The sequence below is a fragment of the Pseudomonadota bacterium genome, assembly GCA_026388315.1.
Lineage (GTDB): Bacteria > Desulfobacterota > Syntrophorhabdia > Syntrophorhabdales > Syntrophorhabdaceae > MWEV01.
Genome location: JAPLKA010000105.1, coordinates 1 through 16,265, shown reverse-complemented (window position 1 = coordinate 16,265; position 16,265 = coordinate 1). Strand labels below are relative to the sequence as shown.

The window sequence follows — 16,265 nt, the reverse complement described above, 5'->3', positions numbered from 1 at the left end:
AAGTAGGAAGGTGATATTCAGTTTCAAATATATTAAGGAGGTGTTGTAATGGCTGAAGTACCAAAAACAATTAAACAGTGGCAGATGGTTCAACCGACAGTATTTAACAGAGAGACAAAGGAAAAAACGCCCGGCAAACTTGCCATGGCAGAAATTCCTGTACCGGAACTGAAAGAGGGCGAAGTATTAGTGGAAATCGCCGGCTGTGGTGTGTGTCATACAGACCTTGGCTATTTCTTTGATGGTGTTCCAACCGTCAGCAAGCCCCCTCTGGCACTCGGTCACGAGATTGCCGGAACGGTTATCGCAGGTGATCCTGCCTGGGTAGGAAAAGAGGTTATTATCCCCGCAGTCATGCCATGCAGAAAATGTATCCTCTGCAAAACAGGAAGAGGCAACAGGTGCCTTGCCCAGAAAATGCCCGGCAACTCGATTGGTGTATTTGGTGGATTTGCCAGTCATATCGTTGTCCCTTCAGTCGACCTTTGTCTGGTTCAGGACAAAAAGGGCTATGCCCTTGAACAGCTTGCAGTTGTTGCAGATGCAGCGACAACCCCGTATCAGGCATGCAAAAGAGCAGACCTGCAGCCTGGCGACAATGTAATCATACTCGGTGCAACCGGTGGTGTGGGTGTATATATGGCTCAGACCGCAAAGGCACTCGGCGCAAAAACTGTTATCGGTATCGCCAGAAACCCTGAAAAACTCCAGAGGGCGCTCGAATATGGATGCGATGCAGTAATCAGCACGGTAGATAAAGACAATAAAACGGTCGTGGGCGAATGGAGAGCCTACTGCAAGGCTAACGGTCTTGCCAATACAGGCTGGAAGATCTTTGAAGTAACAGGTTCAAAGGCCGGCCAGGAACTCGCACTTGACCTGCTCTCCTTTGTTGGAAAGCTGATACTCGTCGGCTTCGGAATGGCAAAAAGCGAATACATGTTCTCAAAACTGATGGCTTTTGATGCAGAGGTAATCGGAACATGGGGTTGCCTGCCTGAGTATTACCCGATCGTGCTCGATATGGTCCTCTCAAAGAAGATCAAAATCGACCCATTTGTTGAAGTGCGGCCGATGAGCACAATCGCAGCAACATTTGAAGAGATTCACAAAGCAGGTTCTCCTGCAAAAAGAGTGGTGTTAACACCCGATTTTTAATTAAAAACAAAACATTAAGAGGAGGAAAGTATGGGTTTAGAATGGATGCCAAGAGAAAACGGATTAAAGGACCACAGCAGACATGGAAAAGAATGGTGGGGTACGGAAGCTCCATGTACAGTGTATGAAAAAAGACCCCTGAAAGACCCGAAGGGCAACGTAATACCGGGTCTTTACAATGCATGGATCACACTCAATAACCCGGCCCAGTATAATTCCTATACCACAGAGATGGTAAAAGGTGTCATCGCCGGTTTTGAGAATGCTTCCACAGACCGCGAAGTAGTTGCCGTAGTTTTTACCGGCACGGGCCCCAACGCCTTCTGTACCGGCGGCAATACGAAAGAGTATTCAGAATATTATAGTATGCGCCCGGAAGAATACGGCTCATATATGGAACTTTTTAACAACATGGTAGACTCCATCCTTATGTGCAAGAAACCGGTTATCTGCCGTGTAAACGGTATGAGGGTAGCCGGCGGCCAGGAAATCGGTCTTGCATGTGATATCGCCATTTCGTCTGACCTCGCAATCTTCGGTCAGGCAGGTCCCCGTCACGGTTCAGCCCCTGTGGGCGGTTCCTCTGACTTTCTCCCCTGGTTCTTAAGCGCTGAGGATGCAATGTGGAGCTGCGTAAGCTGCGAAATGTTCTCGGCATACAAGATGAAGGCCAAAAACCTCATCTCCAAGGCAATCCCTGTCCTGAAAGATGACAAGGGCAACTGGGTCAGGAACCCGCAGGTCATCACCGATACATACGTAAAAGACGGCGCGATCGTGTACGGCGAAAACAAGTCGGGTCAGGAAGCCAAAGATGCACGGGCATGGGTAAACGAGCAACTGAAAAACAACAAATACGATTTTTCGGCTCTCGATGCAGAGGTTGACAGGGTTATCTGGATTTTCGCGAACCTCTTCCCCGGATGCTTGAATAAGTCCATTGACGGTATCAGACAGAAAAAGAAATTCTTCTGGGATCAGATCAAGAACGACCACAGATACTGGCTGGCAACAAACATGATGGGCGAGGCCTTCCTTGGTTTCGGCGCATTCAGTACCAAGAAGATCACCGGTGTGGATACGATCGACTTTATTAAGAACCGTCAGCTCATCGCAAAGGGCGCGCTGAACAACGAAGCATACTTCGGCGAAGTGCTCGGCAAACCGCAGGCGAAGTAAGGATAGCACAAACTTTAGGGGGGCTTGTCCCCCCTTTTTTTTATTTTACCAGCGTTGAGCGTTGAGCGCATAGCGTAGAGTTTAAAGATTTTTTTCTAAATGCTATATACGCTAAATGCTATACGCTCATGAAGGGAGGATTACCATGGGTTTTAATTATATTGCTTATGAAAAAAAGGACAAAGTAGCACGGATCACCTTGAATGCACCGCCTTCAAACTGGCTTACCATTTTAATGATGAGAGAGATTAATGAGGTGTTGGTTGAGGTAAAGAAGGATTCTTCGGTACAGCTTTTGATTTTTGACCATGCCGGCGAAAAGGCGTTCTGCGACGGTGTGGATGTAGCGGATCACACGCCGGACAAAGTGAACGATATGATTGAAGTCTTTCACCGGATGTTCCGGCTCATGTCCGAAATGGATGTAACGACCGTTGCAGTTGTGAACGGCAGGTCTCTTGGAGGCGGATGTGAGCTTATGGCTTTCTGCGATATAGTGATTGCATCGGAGAAGTCGAGGATAGGACAGCCCGAGATCGCTGTCGGTGTTTTTCCTCCGGTTGCGGCGGCCTGGTTTGTCAAGATTATAGGGCTCAAAAAGACATATGAACTTCTCCTCACCGGGAAGATTATCAACGCAAAAGAAGCCGAGGCAATGGGTCTCGTTAATGTTGTCCTGCCGGTAGAGGGTTTCAAAGAAGGCGTGGATAAATTCCTCGCCGACTTCCTGAAGCAAAGCAGGCCCGTCGCCATGTGGACGAAGCGCGCTATCAAGGCAAGCCTTAATGTTGACTTCATGGAAGCGCTTAAGGCCTCAGAAATACTGTATCTTGATGGCTGCATGAAGACAGAGGACGCCAATGAAGGTATCGCTGCCTTTATGGAAAAAAGAAAACCCGTTTGGAAAGATAAATAAAGCGGGACAGGTTATGCTTTACGTTCCAAAAAAAGAAATAGAAAACAGAATAGCGAAGTTAAAGATATTAATGGAAAAGGCCTCTATTGACGGGGCCTTTTTTCACTATAAAATAGATTATTATTATCTTTCAGGGACGATGCAGGATTCCCTTATCTTTATTCCCCTCGAGGGGGAGCCCATCTTATTTGTAAAACGGGAAATCTCCAGGGCACGGAGGGAATCACCTATACGACAGATTGTCCCCATGCGTTCAGCCAAGGATATCAAGCCACATATAAAACCGATGAAACGGGTGGGGTTGCAGCTTGATGTGATGCCGTACAATGATGTCATCAAATTCATGGACATCATAGGGGATACGGAGATTATAAATGTCTCACCCCTTACAAAGGAAATAAGGAAGATAAAATCGCCCTTCGAGATAGGATTAATGGAAGGGGCGGCTGCGATACAGAAGAAGGTCTATCAACTGGTGCCTGAGGTACTGAAAGAGGGTATGACTGAGATTGAGCTTGGCGGTCTCCTGGAAGCATATGCGAAAAAGTTGGGACATGAAGGCTTACTGCGTGTAAGGTCTTTGAATTATGAGGCATATTCATGGCATGTCATAAGCGGGCATACGGGAAGTATCGTAAGCCAGTCGGATTCACCCATGGGAGGTCTGGGGCTTTCACCGGCCTTTCCGGTGGGGGCAAGCATGAAGAAGATTAAAAAAAATGAACCCATACTTATTGACTTCGGTATCTGCTATCACGGTTATCAGGTTGATCAGACAAGGATGTATGCCATTCAGTCCATGCCTGAACTTTTTGTGAAGGCATACGATGCATGCAAAGAGATCCATTACAGGGTGCTCGATAAGGCGCTTGAAGGCATGATCAGTAAAGAACTTTTCGAATATTCGAAAAAACTTGCAGATAACATGGGTTACGGAGATGTATTTCTCGGTTACAAGCCTCACAAAGTGCGGTTTCTTGCCCACGGTATCGGAATTGAGCTTGCCGAATTCCCCTTCATTTCCGCCAACCACACGTACCCCATAGAAGAGGGTATGGTTTTTGCGATAGAACCAAAGATGGTGTTCCCGAAAAAAGGCGCCTGCGGTATCGAAAATACTATCCTCATGGAGAACGGTTGTTACAGGGTGCTTACCGATATTGATGAAAATATCGTCATTGTATGAAAATCCTTTTTTCCACGGGTTGCCTTTACTATCTGCCGATAAATGATATTTTCAATCTTGCCGGAGAAGCAGGCTTTGATGGCTGCGATCTGGTAATAAACACACATTTCAATAAAAAAGATTACATAGATACCGTAAAAGAATGCCTCCAGGTCCTCCCTGTTTATTCTATCCACGCACCGTTTATGAAGATGGTGTCCTGGGGAAATAAGATAAATGCCCTTCTGCAGACACTGGAGATTGCCAGGCAATTGCATATAGAAGTGGTCAATTTTCATCCGCCTTCATGGTTTAACATGGAGTTGCAATTTTTCAAATGGTTTAAAAAAATTAAAGACTTTCAAAAAGAGCTCGGTTGTGAAAATATGGCGCTTACCATCGAAAATATGCCCCTTTCAGGAAAAAGATTGATGCTTGCCCCTTATGTTTTAAACGACTATAGAGACCTGGTAGAATTTGGTGTCAGGAAGAATCTCTATTTCACCTTTGACACCACACACTGTGCTACCTTTGGCGGCGATGTGATTGCAGCATTTTTGACAGTTTTCAAGACAGGCAGATTGAAGAACGTGCATATCAGCGATTATGGTAACTCCGGAAGCCATCTGTTTTTGGGAAGTGGGGAATTGCCGATTGCAAAGCTTTTGAGTACAATGATGAGGTTGGGCTATGACGGAATGATTACCCTTGAGGTATCTCCCGGCGAATTGCCCAGGACGCGCGAATGGCTGGTCAAAGTCATGAAATATCAATTGGCGTTTTTAAAGATGAACCTCGGGATGGAACAGTAATGAAAAAAACGGTTTTCGCCTGTGATGCATGCGGATATGAAACACATAAATGGATGGGAAAGTGTCCGAGGTGCTCAGGCTGGGACACAATAAAAGAGTATAAGGTTGAAAAAGAAGAGACCCAGGTTCATGAAAAACCGTTGATTATCAACGATGAAGATTTTATTGAGGAAAAAATTGTATTGGGCATGACAGAGATGGACAGGGTTCTCGGGGGAGGACTGGTGTCTGGTTCCTCGATACTTCTCGGAGGAGACCCGGGTATCGGTAAGACAACCCTTTGCTTTGAGATCGCCTCAAAGATGGTCGAGCTTGGGCATAATGTGCTGTATATTTCGGGAGAGGAGTCTTTAAAACAGCTTTCATTAAGGAAAAAACGGTTAAATTTACAAAAGCCCTTCTCCATGCTTACTTCAAACCGCCTGGAGGATATTCTTCATGCCATAAGGGAAACTCCTTACAATCTTGTTGTGATTGACTCTATCCAATCTACCTACAATACGAGTCTCCCCATGCTTCCGGGCAGCATCGGTCAGATAAAAGATGTCTCTTCAAGGCTGATCATGGAGATGAAAAGGGCCGATATGGCACATATTTTTATAGGACATGTGACCAAAGAGGGGGTTATTGCAGGCCCCAAGATCCTCGAACATATGGTTGACACTGTTCTCTATTTTGAAGGTGATAAAATGCTTCCGTACAGGCTGTTAAGGGCCATTAAAAATCGCTTCGGACCCGTTGATGAAGTAGGCATATTTCAGATGAGCAAGCAAGGGCTCATAAGCGTCGAGAATCCTTCACAGTTTTTTGTTTCAGAGCGCAGCAATATAGGTTCCGGCAGTACTCTGTTTCCCTATATAACGGGTTCACGGCCGATAATCCTTGAGGTACAGGCAATAACGCCGAAGACGAACTTTTCCATCCCTAAAAGGATATCCCTCGGATACGACAGTAACAGGTTGTTCATAATCATCGCAATCCTTGAAAAGGTATTGGGAAAACCTTTTTTTGACAGGGATGTATATGTGAATGTAACGGGGGGGATGAAGGTCAACGAAACTGCGATAGATCTTGCTGTAGCTGCCTCTATCCTTTCCAGTTACAAAGATATAAATATTGGAAAAAATACCTGTCTCTTCGGGGAGATAGGCTTAACCGGCGAAGTAAGGAAGGTTGTGAACATGGAACTCCGGTTAAAGGAATGTGAAAGACTCGGCATCAATAGAATATTCTGTCCGAATGGAGTCGAAGGGGTTGATGGGATGAAAATTATTCCACTCAGAAATGTTAAGGAACTGCATGAAAAATTAATTAAGAATGAAGAATTGGCAATGAAGAATTGATTAAAGCATACATCGCATTAAGCCCTTCATTCACAATTATTCATTCTTAATTCTTCATTGCCAGAGGCTACTATGGCATATGGAATACCAAGTCCTTCGGCCTTACTGTAAGGACCGGACAGGGAGATTTTCTTACCACCTTTTCAGCAACACTACCTATGAGGATATGTTCAATGCCGCTTCTCCCGTGTGTCCCCATAACCACAAGGTCGATACCCACTTCTTTGATATAGTCAATTATCTCAACAAAAGTGACCCCTGTCTTGATAATCTTTTTGACTGGAACATCTATCTTTTTGATTACCTTATTAAAATCCTTTTCTATCTCCTTCTCGATATTTCGTTCGATGGCAATAAGGTTTTCCGGGGTCAGGAAAGATTCATAGGGAGTAAAATAATTTAAATTGGGTATGATGTGAAGCAAGTGGAGTTCAGAGCTATATTTTTTTGCAATACTAACCGCGTAGTTGGTAATCTCCTCTGTATACTCAGAAAAATCTATTGGATAGAGTATTTTTTTAAACATGATGCGCCCCCTTATAAATATAGTATAGGTTTTTATATATGTTATTTGTTTTTTAGTCAAACGTTTTTTTGACAAAAGCACTAAATCCTGAATTCCGAATCTCATCAGGGAGTTTTAAAAGTGAAATCGTGTTAAACAGCGTCCGTATTGACTTTACAGATATTTATGATGTTGTTGACACTGTGTCAACAACATCCTCCGGCAGGTCCTCAATGTAATAAAAAGTGAATATTTCAAATTACTATACGTAATAACTCCACCTACACGTCAATGATTTGACTTTTATTAAATATTAAGAATTACCACAAGAAACCTTGTTCAATTCATTTGTGATGTCTGCTACCTGTCGGAGTCTGAGTAGCAACGGAACAGAAAACCTATGTAAGATCTGACGATAACAATTTTTTTAATCAATTTTCCCCTGGTTGCACGAATGTTGGGGTTACCCCACTACGTCGTGCTGTGTATAGCTGGAAAGGAAAAGGATGGGGACGTCTCTCTCCTTCAGAATAATCCCTGCCGTATAGGTACCATCCATGCCCTTTCCCATGTTGATGTCCATTAGGATAAGATCAATATTTGGAGTAGGAAAGCATGCACAACCGGGGGCGGTTTGTGAGATTGCCGGTGTTGGAAAAAGGAGGTTTTTTAAACACATCGCGGCAAAATGAAATGAATCTGGCAAAATAGAATAGCCGGCTTTCAGCGCCTCCCCCGGTTTTGCATGCTTTCCTTATAGAAAATGGGTCAATGTCGAAAATGTTTGCAACTCGTACAACCCTTGATTTTTCTTCTTGTTAACGTTACAATTTTACAAAAGAAACAGTCAATGGACCAGAGGAAGGGTAACCCTGGCCTTGATAGGAGCGTGGCATGATGAAAAGCAAATACTTATCAGTTATTTTAAAAAATGGAGGTGTGCACATGAAGTCGATTAGACTAACGGTAATATTTTTATTGGTCTGTTTGTTGATTATCTCCGCCAGCGCTACTGCCCGGGCGGCGGAAAGTTGGGTGTCTGACCCAGCCACCGGTTGCAAGATAGGCTGGGACTCCTACTTTACCTTGAGTGCGGCAAGTTGGTCCGGTTCGGTGGTTGACGGCAAAGCCGAGGGAAAAGGCACTCTCACACTGACCGTCCGGGATAAAGACGGCAAAGACTGGAAGTACTGGGGCGAAGCAGAGATGGTCGCCGGACTGCTGGAAGGTAAAGTCACCATGAAGTGGTCACATGGCATTTCCTACAACGGCGATTATAAGGCTGGTAAACGCGAAGGCAAGGGCATAACAAAATGGTCAAATGGTCAGATTTACGAGGGCGACTATAAAGCCGACCAGGTGGAAGGCAAGGGCATAATGAAAGAAGCTAATGGTCAGATTTACGAGGGCGAATGGAAAGCCGGCCAACACGACGGGAAAGGCGTAATGAAATGGCCTAATGGTCAGACCTACAATGGCGACTGGAAGAAAGGCATGATGAACGGCAAGGGGATATTGAAATTCCCCAAGGGTGCCATATATGAAGGGGATTTGCGTAATGATAATTTAAATGGCTACGGTATTTTAAAAGAGTCCAACGGCAAAGTGATCTATGAAGGTCAATGGAAAGATGGGAAGTATGACTCCGGCCAGCAACTGTAATCTTGCCGGTAAATACTGACTACCGCAGCTTTTCTTCGATGCAGCCGATTTCCCGGTAGGTCTTTGCCGCCTTCTGTCTGAGGGACTCCATCGCTTGGGTGTTGTAGTTAAGGTTGTTCTGGAGATTTGCGGTCATCGGCTCCCAGATTGCTATCTGGGTAAGAATGTCCATGTAGAACCCCCAGGCGTAATAGGCCATTTTGCCCATCGCCGCCACTTGCCACAATTTCTCGCCTGCAAAGAAGGCCTTTTTGCCCAGCCATTTTTCCAGAGCCGGGTGGTCAAGCGCAAGATTGCCGAGTAACGCCAGACTGGTCTTAGCCCGCTCCCAGGCACTCTGGTTCTTTCGCTGCCAGTCGTCGATATTATTAGCGTAGCTGACCCCCTTAAAAAGAGCGATCAGATTATCGGTGGAGGAATAGGCTTCCTCCAAGCGGAATTTCGTCGACTGCAGCAGTTTAATCTCTTCCTCGACCTTCTGCAGGGCAGCCGCATTCAGCGGCGTTGTCTTCAGGGCGATCTTGCCCGTGATGGCATCCTCGATACCCTTCACCCGCTTTACCTGCTCAGCCCCAAAGGCATCCAGCGATACGCTGGTCAACAGGTCAAAGACCACGTCCCAGGCCCGGTCCTGAGCCTTTTTGTATTGCTCCGTAATCTCCGCCGTCAGCTTGTTGATCTCTGCTTGCTGTGCGACGTTGATAGCGACAAGCTTCTTCAGCGCCTCGTTAATGTGTCTCAGCCGGTCTTGCGCCTCGTTCATTTTTTTGGTCAGATACTCTTCACGTTCGGCTGACAGTGTTGTCGCTCCCAAGGAGCTTTCGCCGCAGACCGTATCAGTTGGCGGTTTAGCTGCCGTCGTCTGTGCCGTCACAGTAGGAGGAAGCTTGCCTGTCTGCAGTTGCAGCAGGTAATCGCTGGCCGCTGCCGGGTTATCCCGCACCTGGTCATAGAGTCTATTCAGTTGAGCCAGGGTGGAGGTTGCCGTTCCTATAGACGATGGGTCCTGGCCCAAGGTTACGATCAGTTGGTGGGTCTTTTTAATTACCTCTTTCTGTAACTGGACATTGGCCGGTGAAACCGGCACCGGCTTGGCCTCCGGCACGACGATGTTCAGCTTCGCCAAGTTGGCCCTCGACAGGCCACCGCTCATCGCCTGGGCGCTCAGCTCGGCAAGATACCGGGCTTGTTCCATGTCGCCGTCCTTGAGGGCCTTCACCGCTTTTTGCCCGAGACCGGCGCTCAGTGTGAGTTGGTCGGCTACCCTGGTTTCGCTTATGGTGGACGGCGTCATCCGGGTCCAGTTTGATCTTTCGAAGGATATGCCGCCATTCGCCATTCGATCAATCTGTCCCACGTAGTCTGCTTTACCTTTGGGCTGAAAGTAGGACTGCATCAGAACCCAGAAAATCGGCACCTTGTCGGGCATATCCCATTTTTCCTGGGTTACGGTTCTCAGGTCAAGTGGTATTTTCTCGGCAATTATCCATTTGGCCAGAGCTATAATCTTGGCCGCTTCCCTGACTTTGTGAAAGGCTGGTATGATGCGGGCATAGGCGTCATAATGGTTCATGACTTGTGCGCACCAGGCATCGTATTCATGATTAAGTTCTTTATCAGGGGGAAGATTCCAGTAATCGGCGTCGTCCCCCGCGCTAAACAGCATTTGCGAAGAGACGAAGGCAACCACCGTGCGTTCCGGAGAGACTGTCATTTGAACCATCTTGGGTTCGAGCCAAACATGTAAAAATTGTCTTTTTTCGCCGTCCATCAATCTATTCTCAATCCCGTATTCCATCTTGGTGCGGCTACCGGGAATGTTTTGGAACAGTTCCGGCATTACGCTTATACTTTTGAGCGCGTAGTCTGCCTCGTACATGATTCTTGCCAGTTGGGAATTTTTATCCAGATTAATAGGCTCAATGTAGGAGTAACCGGGATGTACTCTTTCAAGAAGCAGCATTGCGGGAGTGGAAAGGGTTATTCTGTTAAATGCCTCATTCATAATGTTGGGTTTACTGTTTTTTGGTTGATAGGGCATGAGGAAATTCTGGGCCGTTTTGAGAACGGTCTGCCAGGTCATGCTCTGCGCGATGTATCTATCATGAAGTGTGGCCAACTGTTCCGGTGAAGCTAACTTGGTATCTTTGAGAATGGCGAGATATGTAGCACCCATCAAGGCACCAACCATCATATCACTATTGGCGCTGTTCTGGTTGAGAATGGTGCGAGCCTCGTCGCTACGGCCCAGCACCTGCAGGGCTTTAATAGCGGCATCCGGCGTGTTTTGAAAAGAGAGTTCTAATGCCTTGGCAACTTCGCTATAGCCGAGTTTGGAAAAGACTTTAACCTGAATGCCGCGGATAGGCGACGGCGGAAAGATTTCCTTGTTTTTATCAAGCTTGACATAATTATACCAGGCCACGTACTCATCCGGTGTAAGGCCATATGCCTTAGACATCTCTTTAATCATTAGCTGTCGGTCTCTTTCCAGTTCAGGATGACCCCGTACGGCTGCAATCATTTGTTCAAAGGTGGCATATTCTTTCCTAAGTCCAATCTCTATAAACTCTTTTTTAGTATCCGGGGTAGGTTTTAGGTTGAGTACTGGTGCGGGATAAACCAGGGCAGTCTTTAACAGATCAAGGAAAGGTATTACTCCGGTGTCATAATCTTTGTCATAATGGCCGATAATGGTAATCTGCCCCGACTTGGGATCCAGCACTACCTGATCGAGCACGTTGATGTAATCCAGTGCGTCGATGGCAGAAACGGCAGATGGGTTTTCGTGGGCGGGCACCCCAGGAATGGTGAACTTTTGTTTAAGGTCTAATACCTCAAGTTTTACCAAGCCCCGGGGTAGGATTGTCCGTTCGATTTCTGTATCTTGCCGCCTGACAAGCAACTTGACCGGAACATAGGGCGGCCTCCTGGCAAAGGCTGAAAAACTTTTCACAGCAACACCATTCATAGCGATGATAATATCACCGGATTGCAAGCCGGCATCCGCCGCCGCCGATTTCGGAGTTACCTGCGACACGAGCATGCCGTTGCCCTCTGTAATGGTACCGTAAAAGCCCCATTCTGTGGTATATTTCGGGATATCAGAGGCATGAATGCCACCCGCACTTACTGTGAGTATAATTACCGCCAGCAACAATATGCGCTTGATAAGATATTGCTTTTGCATAGTTGAACTATAAAAATTTCGGTCTTGTATGTCAAGGAAATCTTGGCCACAAAATGTGTGGTGTAGTGTCGATGTTTGTCGTTGGGTGTGAATGATGTTTATTACGGATTGGAGTCCTGCATTTTTGCAGAGGTTGATGATCTGGGGATTTCAAGGAAGCAGCATTAGTTTTATAAACAACATCCTGAGTGCAAAAAACCTCCAACCTTCCAGATTCCTAAAACCCCACCCTCAGCCCTGCATTCACGCTTTGGGCTACATACTTGTTCTCACCGATCTGGACATCATAGTTTATGTAGACAGACATATCGCGGACGGTAAAGGCGGTAATCCCTGCACCGAGGGAGAGAAAGTTCCTGTCAGGGGACATGGTCTGGATACTGAAAGGTGAGCTCCCCTGGGCGAGACGTGAAGTAACGTTCTGGCTGTCCCGTGAAAACTCATATCCGTAGGAGGCGCGGATACCCGGCATGATGACTGCCTTATCGGTCTGCCAGGTATAGGACACCCTGGCCCCTATATTCCCCTGGAGGGATTCGGTATTCTGTTTATCCACATCGAGGCTCAAGGCGCCTGCACCCCTCTCGGTATAGCTGTCAATACCAAGCTTGACATACTGGAAGGACACGTTCGGGGTGATGATCCAGTTGTTTTTGCGGATGTCGTAGCCTGTGCCTGTGTAAGCGGTAAGCTGATTGCCGTTAGGGGATGCCGTGGCGGTACGGTCAAGTCCGGGGAAGACGATGCGGCGGGTATTGTCGTAGTTGGCGAAGCCGTAGCTTATGCTGCCGTCCATGTAGAAGTTCTTTTTGTAGTAGGTCCCGTAGGCTCCCAGGGTATAGCCGTCCATCTTCACCTTGCTGCCCGTATTGTCCACATTGGCCCTGGAGGTGTTGAGCCCCAGCATGAGACCGGCGATAAAGCTTTTGGAAAAGTGGTAGTCGGAGCCCATGGTGACACCCATGCTGGTGAAGTTATACCCTGTTGCATCCGGTGTGTCTTTCTGATCCCCGTAGACGGCATTGCCCTTTACGAAGAAGCCCCATCTTTCATCTACCCCCGAGGGAAGCATACCGGTGAGGTCGGGGTTTATATCGGCAAGCATTACCGGTTTTCCATTGCCGTGTTTGAAGTACAGTCCGTTGAGACTCATGCCCCGTATCCCGTGCCTCAGATCGCTTAAGCGTTCAGAGAGGTTCCCTGTCTGGAAGGAGGCGCTGCTGATCCCCATGCCGGATTGGGCATCACTGCCTTTTGGGGCAAGCTGATCAAGAGCAGACGCTGTTTGTCCGTATGCGGGGAGGCCATCAAGGACGGTTAAGACCGTATCGAGATCCCCTGTTGCTGTATTCCCCACGGAATTGAGCATGGAGCCTACCGCCCTCTGGTTCGCAGTGAGGTAGGGGAGGAGGGTCTGGTTGGTGTAGTCTCTTTCTACCATGAGGTATACCTGGTTGGGGATATCATATTTGGGCAGAAATGTGAGGGTAGGGGTAATATAATATTTGTTGTACTGGGCAAACGTTCCGTTTACCCCTCCTGAGGCAGTGAGAAAGGTGAATGTACTCCGCGCCGCCGGGATATATCCGTCTACCCATAGGACTTCGAGACTGCCGCCAGGGTTGGCCGAGCCATTTATTGTAAGACGGTCATTGCCTGTTGCCGATGCTTCAATACTCAATTTTCCACTTGCGGCTTGAGTGTAATTGCCGTTGATGGTGAGGGTACCGATAGAATTGCCGGGGCTTACTGTACCCCCGCTATTAATAAATCCCCGGGACGCGGTGATGGTGCCGGAGCCTCCCACCGTTCCCGACACGAGACTGAACGTGCTTTGGTAACCAGGAGCCTCGGTGATCTGTCCGTTGACCGTGAGGGTGCCGCCGTCCACTAAAACGTTGTTGCGGACACGGAAGATCATGCCCGTCGGTATCTGGTAGGTGGTGGAGTTTGCAACAGTAAGGGACTGGGCGTTGATGTCTGTGCTCTGGGTCATAGTGCCCGGTGTGAGTAGGACCATATCCCCCATGAGGAGGGTTACGTTGTAGGCGAGCCAGGTACCTGTCTTGTCTGCCACGATGTCGGCCAGGTTGAGCGTCCAGACACCGGTACTGTTCTCGCCCCAGAAAGCGTTGGTAAGGAAAGTCCAACTGCCATTTGTGACGGATGCAGTGTCCTGCTGGCCAGAAGCAAGGTGACTCGTTGAGTATAATATCCGGCTTTGCATCCCGGTGGGCGATTCAATCTTTGCGGTGAGGTCCCCTATTCTTTCATGGGTGAAGGTAAGCCCCACTTCCACGCCCTCGAGGGGCTGCTTGGCCTCCGTCGCGGTGATGCTGAAGGTCTTGCTTACCCCGTTGGGGTCGTTGTCCGGGATGGGGGTACTGAAGGTCAAACTCTTTGTGATGGAGGTCTGTTCCGTTATATAGGCCACGCTTTTTACCTTCTGGACGAAGGCGCCGGCGTTGATGTTGCCGAAGCCATAGTTGGGGTTGAATTTGTTCCCTGCCCCGTTTGTCCTCCATCCGCCGCTGCTGCTGTCAGAGGCATCGTTGGGGTCCACAACGGTGCTGGTCTTGACGAGGGCGTGCTTGGCCATCCTTACATCCATCTCCGGGTTGGCCTCCTTCCCCAGGGCCATGATGCCCGAAACAAGAGGGGCTGCCGACGATGTGCCGCCGAACATGCTTGCGTAACTGGTATCAGGGAAAAGATCATCCGCATCGCCCGAAGTATTTGATGGGGAATAGCGGTTATATCCCAGCCCTTCCCCGGTGCGGTCTGTTGTGGTGATCCCGAAACCGGTATAATCGCTGCGGTTTGACGGCGCCGTAACAAAGACGCTTGAACCGTAGCTGCTGTAGTTGGCAAACTTCCCGTCGCTTCCCAGAGCAGCGACTGTGATGACGCTGGAGTTATTATGGTCGGCATCCTTGTTTGCGTCCTCAGCTTTTTTATCACGATTGTTTCCCGCGGCAAAAACATGGATAACACCGTTCACGGCAGTGCGCTTCAAAGCCAGGGTCACACTATCGGTCTGGTCACTGAAGGTGGAGGTATTGCCGTAGCTGTGGTTCTTGATCTGGATCTCCGGGGTTCCCTCAATGACCCCGGTGGTGGGATTCACACCGCTCTTCCAGTAATAGGCATCTTGATAATTCGTGTCGGATACGCACGGATCGCCAGCAGGACAGACGGTTTTACCGCCAATCTCTTCATTATTTTCAAGGTTTATCCTCAGACCGGCAATGCCGGCATAGGGAGCGGCCCCTGTCCCGCCGATACTGTTGCCTCCCCTGGCAGCCGCTACCCCTGCCACAGACGTCCCATGATTATCCTTGATGGACTGAGGCCCTTGGGAGGCATTCGCAACGGTCGTATTATCGCTGAAATTTTTACTGAGATTTGCACGATATCCGGGGACAATGTCATAATTGGAGCCGTCAACGCCACTGTCAACGATGCCGATTGTGACCCCATAACCCGTGTAACCAAGGCTCCAGGCCTGCCGCAGGCCGGCGTCTATACCTCCGTTGATCATCTGCGTAGTTGTCTTGTTGGAAACCGAGTAAAAACTGATGCTGGCAGGTCCCTGGTTCACCAGGTGCCACTGGCCGGGAAAACCGGGCCTTTCTGTTGCATTATAAAAAAAATAAGGATCGTTCGGATAGAAGGGGGTACCCTGACAAAGAACGCTGACAGGAAAAAACACTACCAGGCAGAAAAACAAAAATATCTTCGTGGTATTCATGGCAACTGACAGGAATTTGCTTTTCAGCATACAATTATGAATAGCAAAACAAAAGCAAACAGTCAATACGAACGTACCGAATATTATGGTTAAAAACCGATACCTACTTGGACGTTGAATGCCATTTGAAACACAGCATAAACTGCTTTTCTGTGAAACTGTGGACTTCAGGAAGGAGCGCTCAACAGCAACGGAAACAGAGTTCTTGGCAGGACAGGCCTGCGGCTACCCGCTCTACGCTCTACGCTCCTTTCACTGCCTTCATCGCCGTTTCGCCGATACGCCGTCTCGCCGGTTCGGTTCTTCTCGCCTGCTTACACCTGTGGTGGCTTTTTCTTCTCCGGCGCAGGTTCCGGGGCTATCGGTATCCGCAGTTCCACTAAAGCACAGAAAACCCGCAGCTCATCAAGAAGCGTCTGAAGGTCAGGCTTTGTGTATTTTGCAATGCCCGTCTCAATGCTTGACTCTACGGATCGCAAGTTGGCAATCTGTTTTGTCATAGGTATGAGCTTCGTTTTGCCCGGCTCCGGTTTGACCTTCTTGTATGCTGTAAGTAGATTGTTCAGGGTGGCATTGGTTACAGG

At 48.1% G+C, this 16,265-nt stretch carries 11 protein-coding genes; 7 read left to right on the top strand and 4 right to left on the bottom strand.

Annotated elements, in window-relative coordinates; genetic code table 11:
* Positions 1–48: 48 nt before the first annotated feature.
* The 6 genes from had (at position 49) to radA (ending at position 6,573) form a co-directional block, all read left to right on the top strand.
* Positions 49–1,158: a 6-hydroxycyclohex-1-ene-1-carbonyl-CoA dehydrogenase gene (gene had / locus NTX75_14940; protein MCX5817512.1), complete on the top strand. Its 1,110-nt coding sequence runs from the start codon at positions 49–51 to the stop codon at positions 1,156–1,158.
* A gap of 30 nt (positions 1,159–1,188) precedes the next feature.
* The gene (oah, locus tag NTX75_14935) at positions 1,189–2,337 is read left to right on the top strand and encodes a 6-oxocyclohex-1-ene-1-carbonyl-CoA hydratase (GenBank protein MCX5817511.1); all 1,149 of its coding nucleotides are present in this window, start codon (positions 1,189–1,191) and stop codon (positions 2,335–2,337) included.
* Between the two features lie 145 nt (positions 2,338–2,482).
* On the top strand, positions 2,483–3,253 hold the full coding sequence (locus tag NTX75_14930; GenBank protein ID MCX5817510.1) for an enoyl-CoA hydratase/isomerase family protein: 771 nt from the start codon (positions 2,483–2,485) through the stop codon (positions 3,251–3,253).
* Positions 3,198–4,439, top strand: coding sequence for a Xaa-Pro peptidase family protein (locus tag NTX75_14925; protein MCX5817509.1), 1,242 nt, complete (start codon positions 3,198–3,200; stop codon positions 4,437–4,439). Before NTX75_14930 ends, NTX75_14925 begins: the two co-directional genes overlap by 56 nt.
* Positions 4,436–5,230, top strand: coding sequence for a sugar phosphate isomerase/epimerase (locus NTX75_14920; GenBank protein ID MCX5817508.1), 795 nt, complete (start codon positions 4,436–4,438; stop codon positions 5,228–5,230). The genes NTX75_14925 and NTX75_14920 overlap by 4 nt, the downstream gene beginning before the upstream one ends.
* Complete coding sequence (gene radA / locus NTX75_14915) at positions 5,230–6,573, top strand: DNA repair protein RadA (GenBank protein ID MCX5817507.1); 1,344 nt, start codon at positions 5,230–5,232, stop codon at positions 6,571–6,573. The genes NTX75_14920 and radA overlap by 1 nt, the downstream gene beginning before the upstream one ends.
* Before the next feature lie 70 nt (positions 6,574–6,643).
* Here radA and NTX75_14910 read toward each other — a convergent pair whose 3' ends face one another.
* Positions 6,644–7,099 (bottom strand): universal stress protein, encoded by a 456-nt coding sequence (locus NTX75_14910; GenBank protein ID MCX5817506.1) that lies wholly within the window; start codon positions 7,097–7,099, stop codon positions 6,644–6,646.
* 873 nt (positions 7,100–7,972) lie between these two features.
* Here NTX75_14910 and NTX75_14905 point away from each other — a divergent pair.
* Entirely contained in the window at positions 7,973–8,740 is a 768-nt protein-coding gene (locus NTX75_14905) for a hypothetical protein (GenBank protein MCX5817505.1), read from the top strand.
* A 19-nt stretch (positions 8,741–8,759) separates the two neighbouring features.
* Here NTX75_14905 and NTX75_14900 read toward each other — a convergent pair whose 3' ends face one another.
* The 3 genes from NTX75_14900 to NTX75_14890 form a co-directional block, all read right to left on the bottom strand.
* Complete coding sequence (locus NTX75_14900; protein MCX5817504.1) at positions 8,760–11,930, bottom strand: PDZ domain-containing protein; 3,171 nt, start codon at positions 11,928–11,930, stop codon at positions 8,760–8,762.
* Positions 11,931–12,147: 217 nt separating this feature from the next.
* Complete coding sequence (locus tag NTX75_14895; protein ID MCX5817503.1) at positions 12,148–15,711, bottom strand: autotransporter domain-containing protein; 3,564 nt, start codon at positions 15,709–15,711, stop codon at positions 12,148–12,150.
* A gap of 284 nt (positions 15,712–15,995) precedes the next feature.
* A partial coding sequence (locus NTX75_14890) for a hypothetical protein (protein ID MCX5817502.1) occupies positions 15,996–16,265 on the bottom strand: 270 nt, incomplete at its 5' end.

Coding starts and splice junctions, on each gene's coding strand:
- NTX75_14910 (MCX5817506.1), bottom strand. CDS start 7,099: ATGTTTAAAAAAATACTCTATCCAATAGATTTTTCTGAGTATACAGAG.
- NTX75_14920 (MCX5817508.1), top strand. CDS start 4,436: ATGAAAATCCTTTTTTCCACGGGTTGCCTTTACTATCTGCCGATAAAT.
- NTX75_14905 (MCX5817505.1), top strand. CDS start 7,973: ATGATGAAAAGCAAATACTTATCAGTTATTTTAAAAAATGGAGGTGTG.
- had (MCX5817512.1), top strand. CDS start 49: ATGGCTGAAGTACCAAAAACAATTAAACAGTGGCAGATGGTTCAACCG.
- radA (MCX5817507.1), top strand. CDS start 5,230: ATGAAAAAAACGGTTTTCGCCTGTGATGCATGCGGATATGAAACACAT.
- NTX75_14930 (MCX5817510.1), top strand. CDS start 2,483: ATGGGTTTTAATTATATTGCTTATGAAAAAAAGGACAAAGTAGCACGG.
- NTX75_14895 (MCX5817503.1), bottom strand. CDS start 15,711: ATGCTGAAAAGCAAATTCCTGTCAGTTGCCATGAATACCACGAAGATA.
- NTX75_14925 (MCX5817509.1), top strand. CDS start 3,198: ATGAAGGTATCGCTGCCTTTATGGAAAAAAGAAAACCCGTTTGGAAAG.
- NTX75_14900 (MCX5817504.1), bottom strand. CDS start 11,930: ATGCAAAAGCAATATCTTATCAAGCGCATATTGTTGCTGGCGGTAATT.
- oah (MCX5817511.1), top strand. CDS start 1,189: ATGGGTTTAGAATGGATGCCAAGAGAAAACGGATTAAAGGACCACAGC.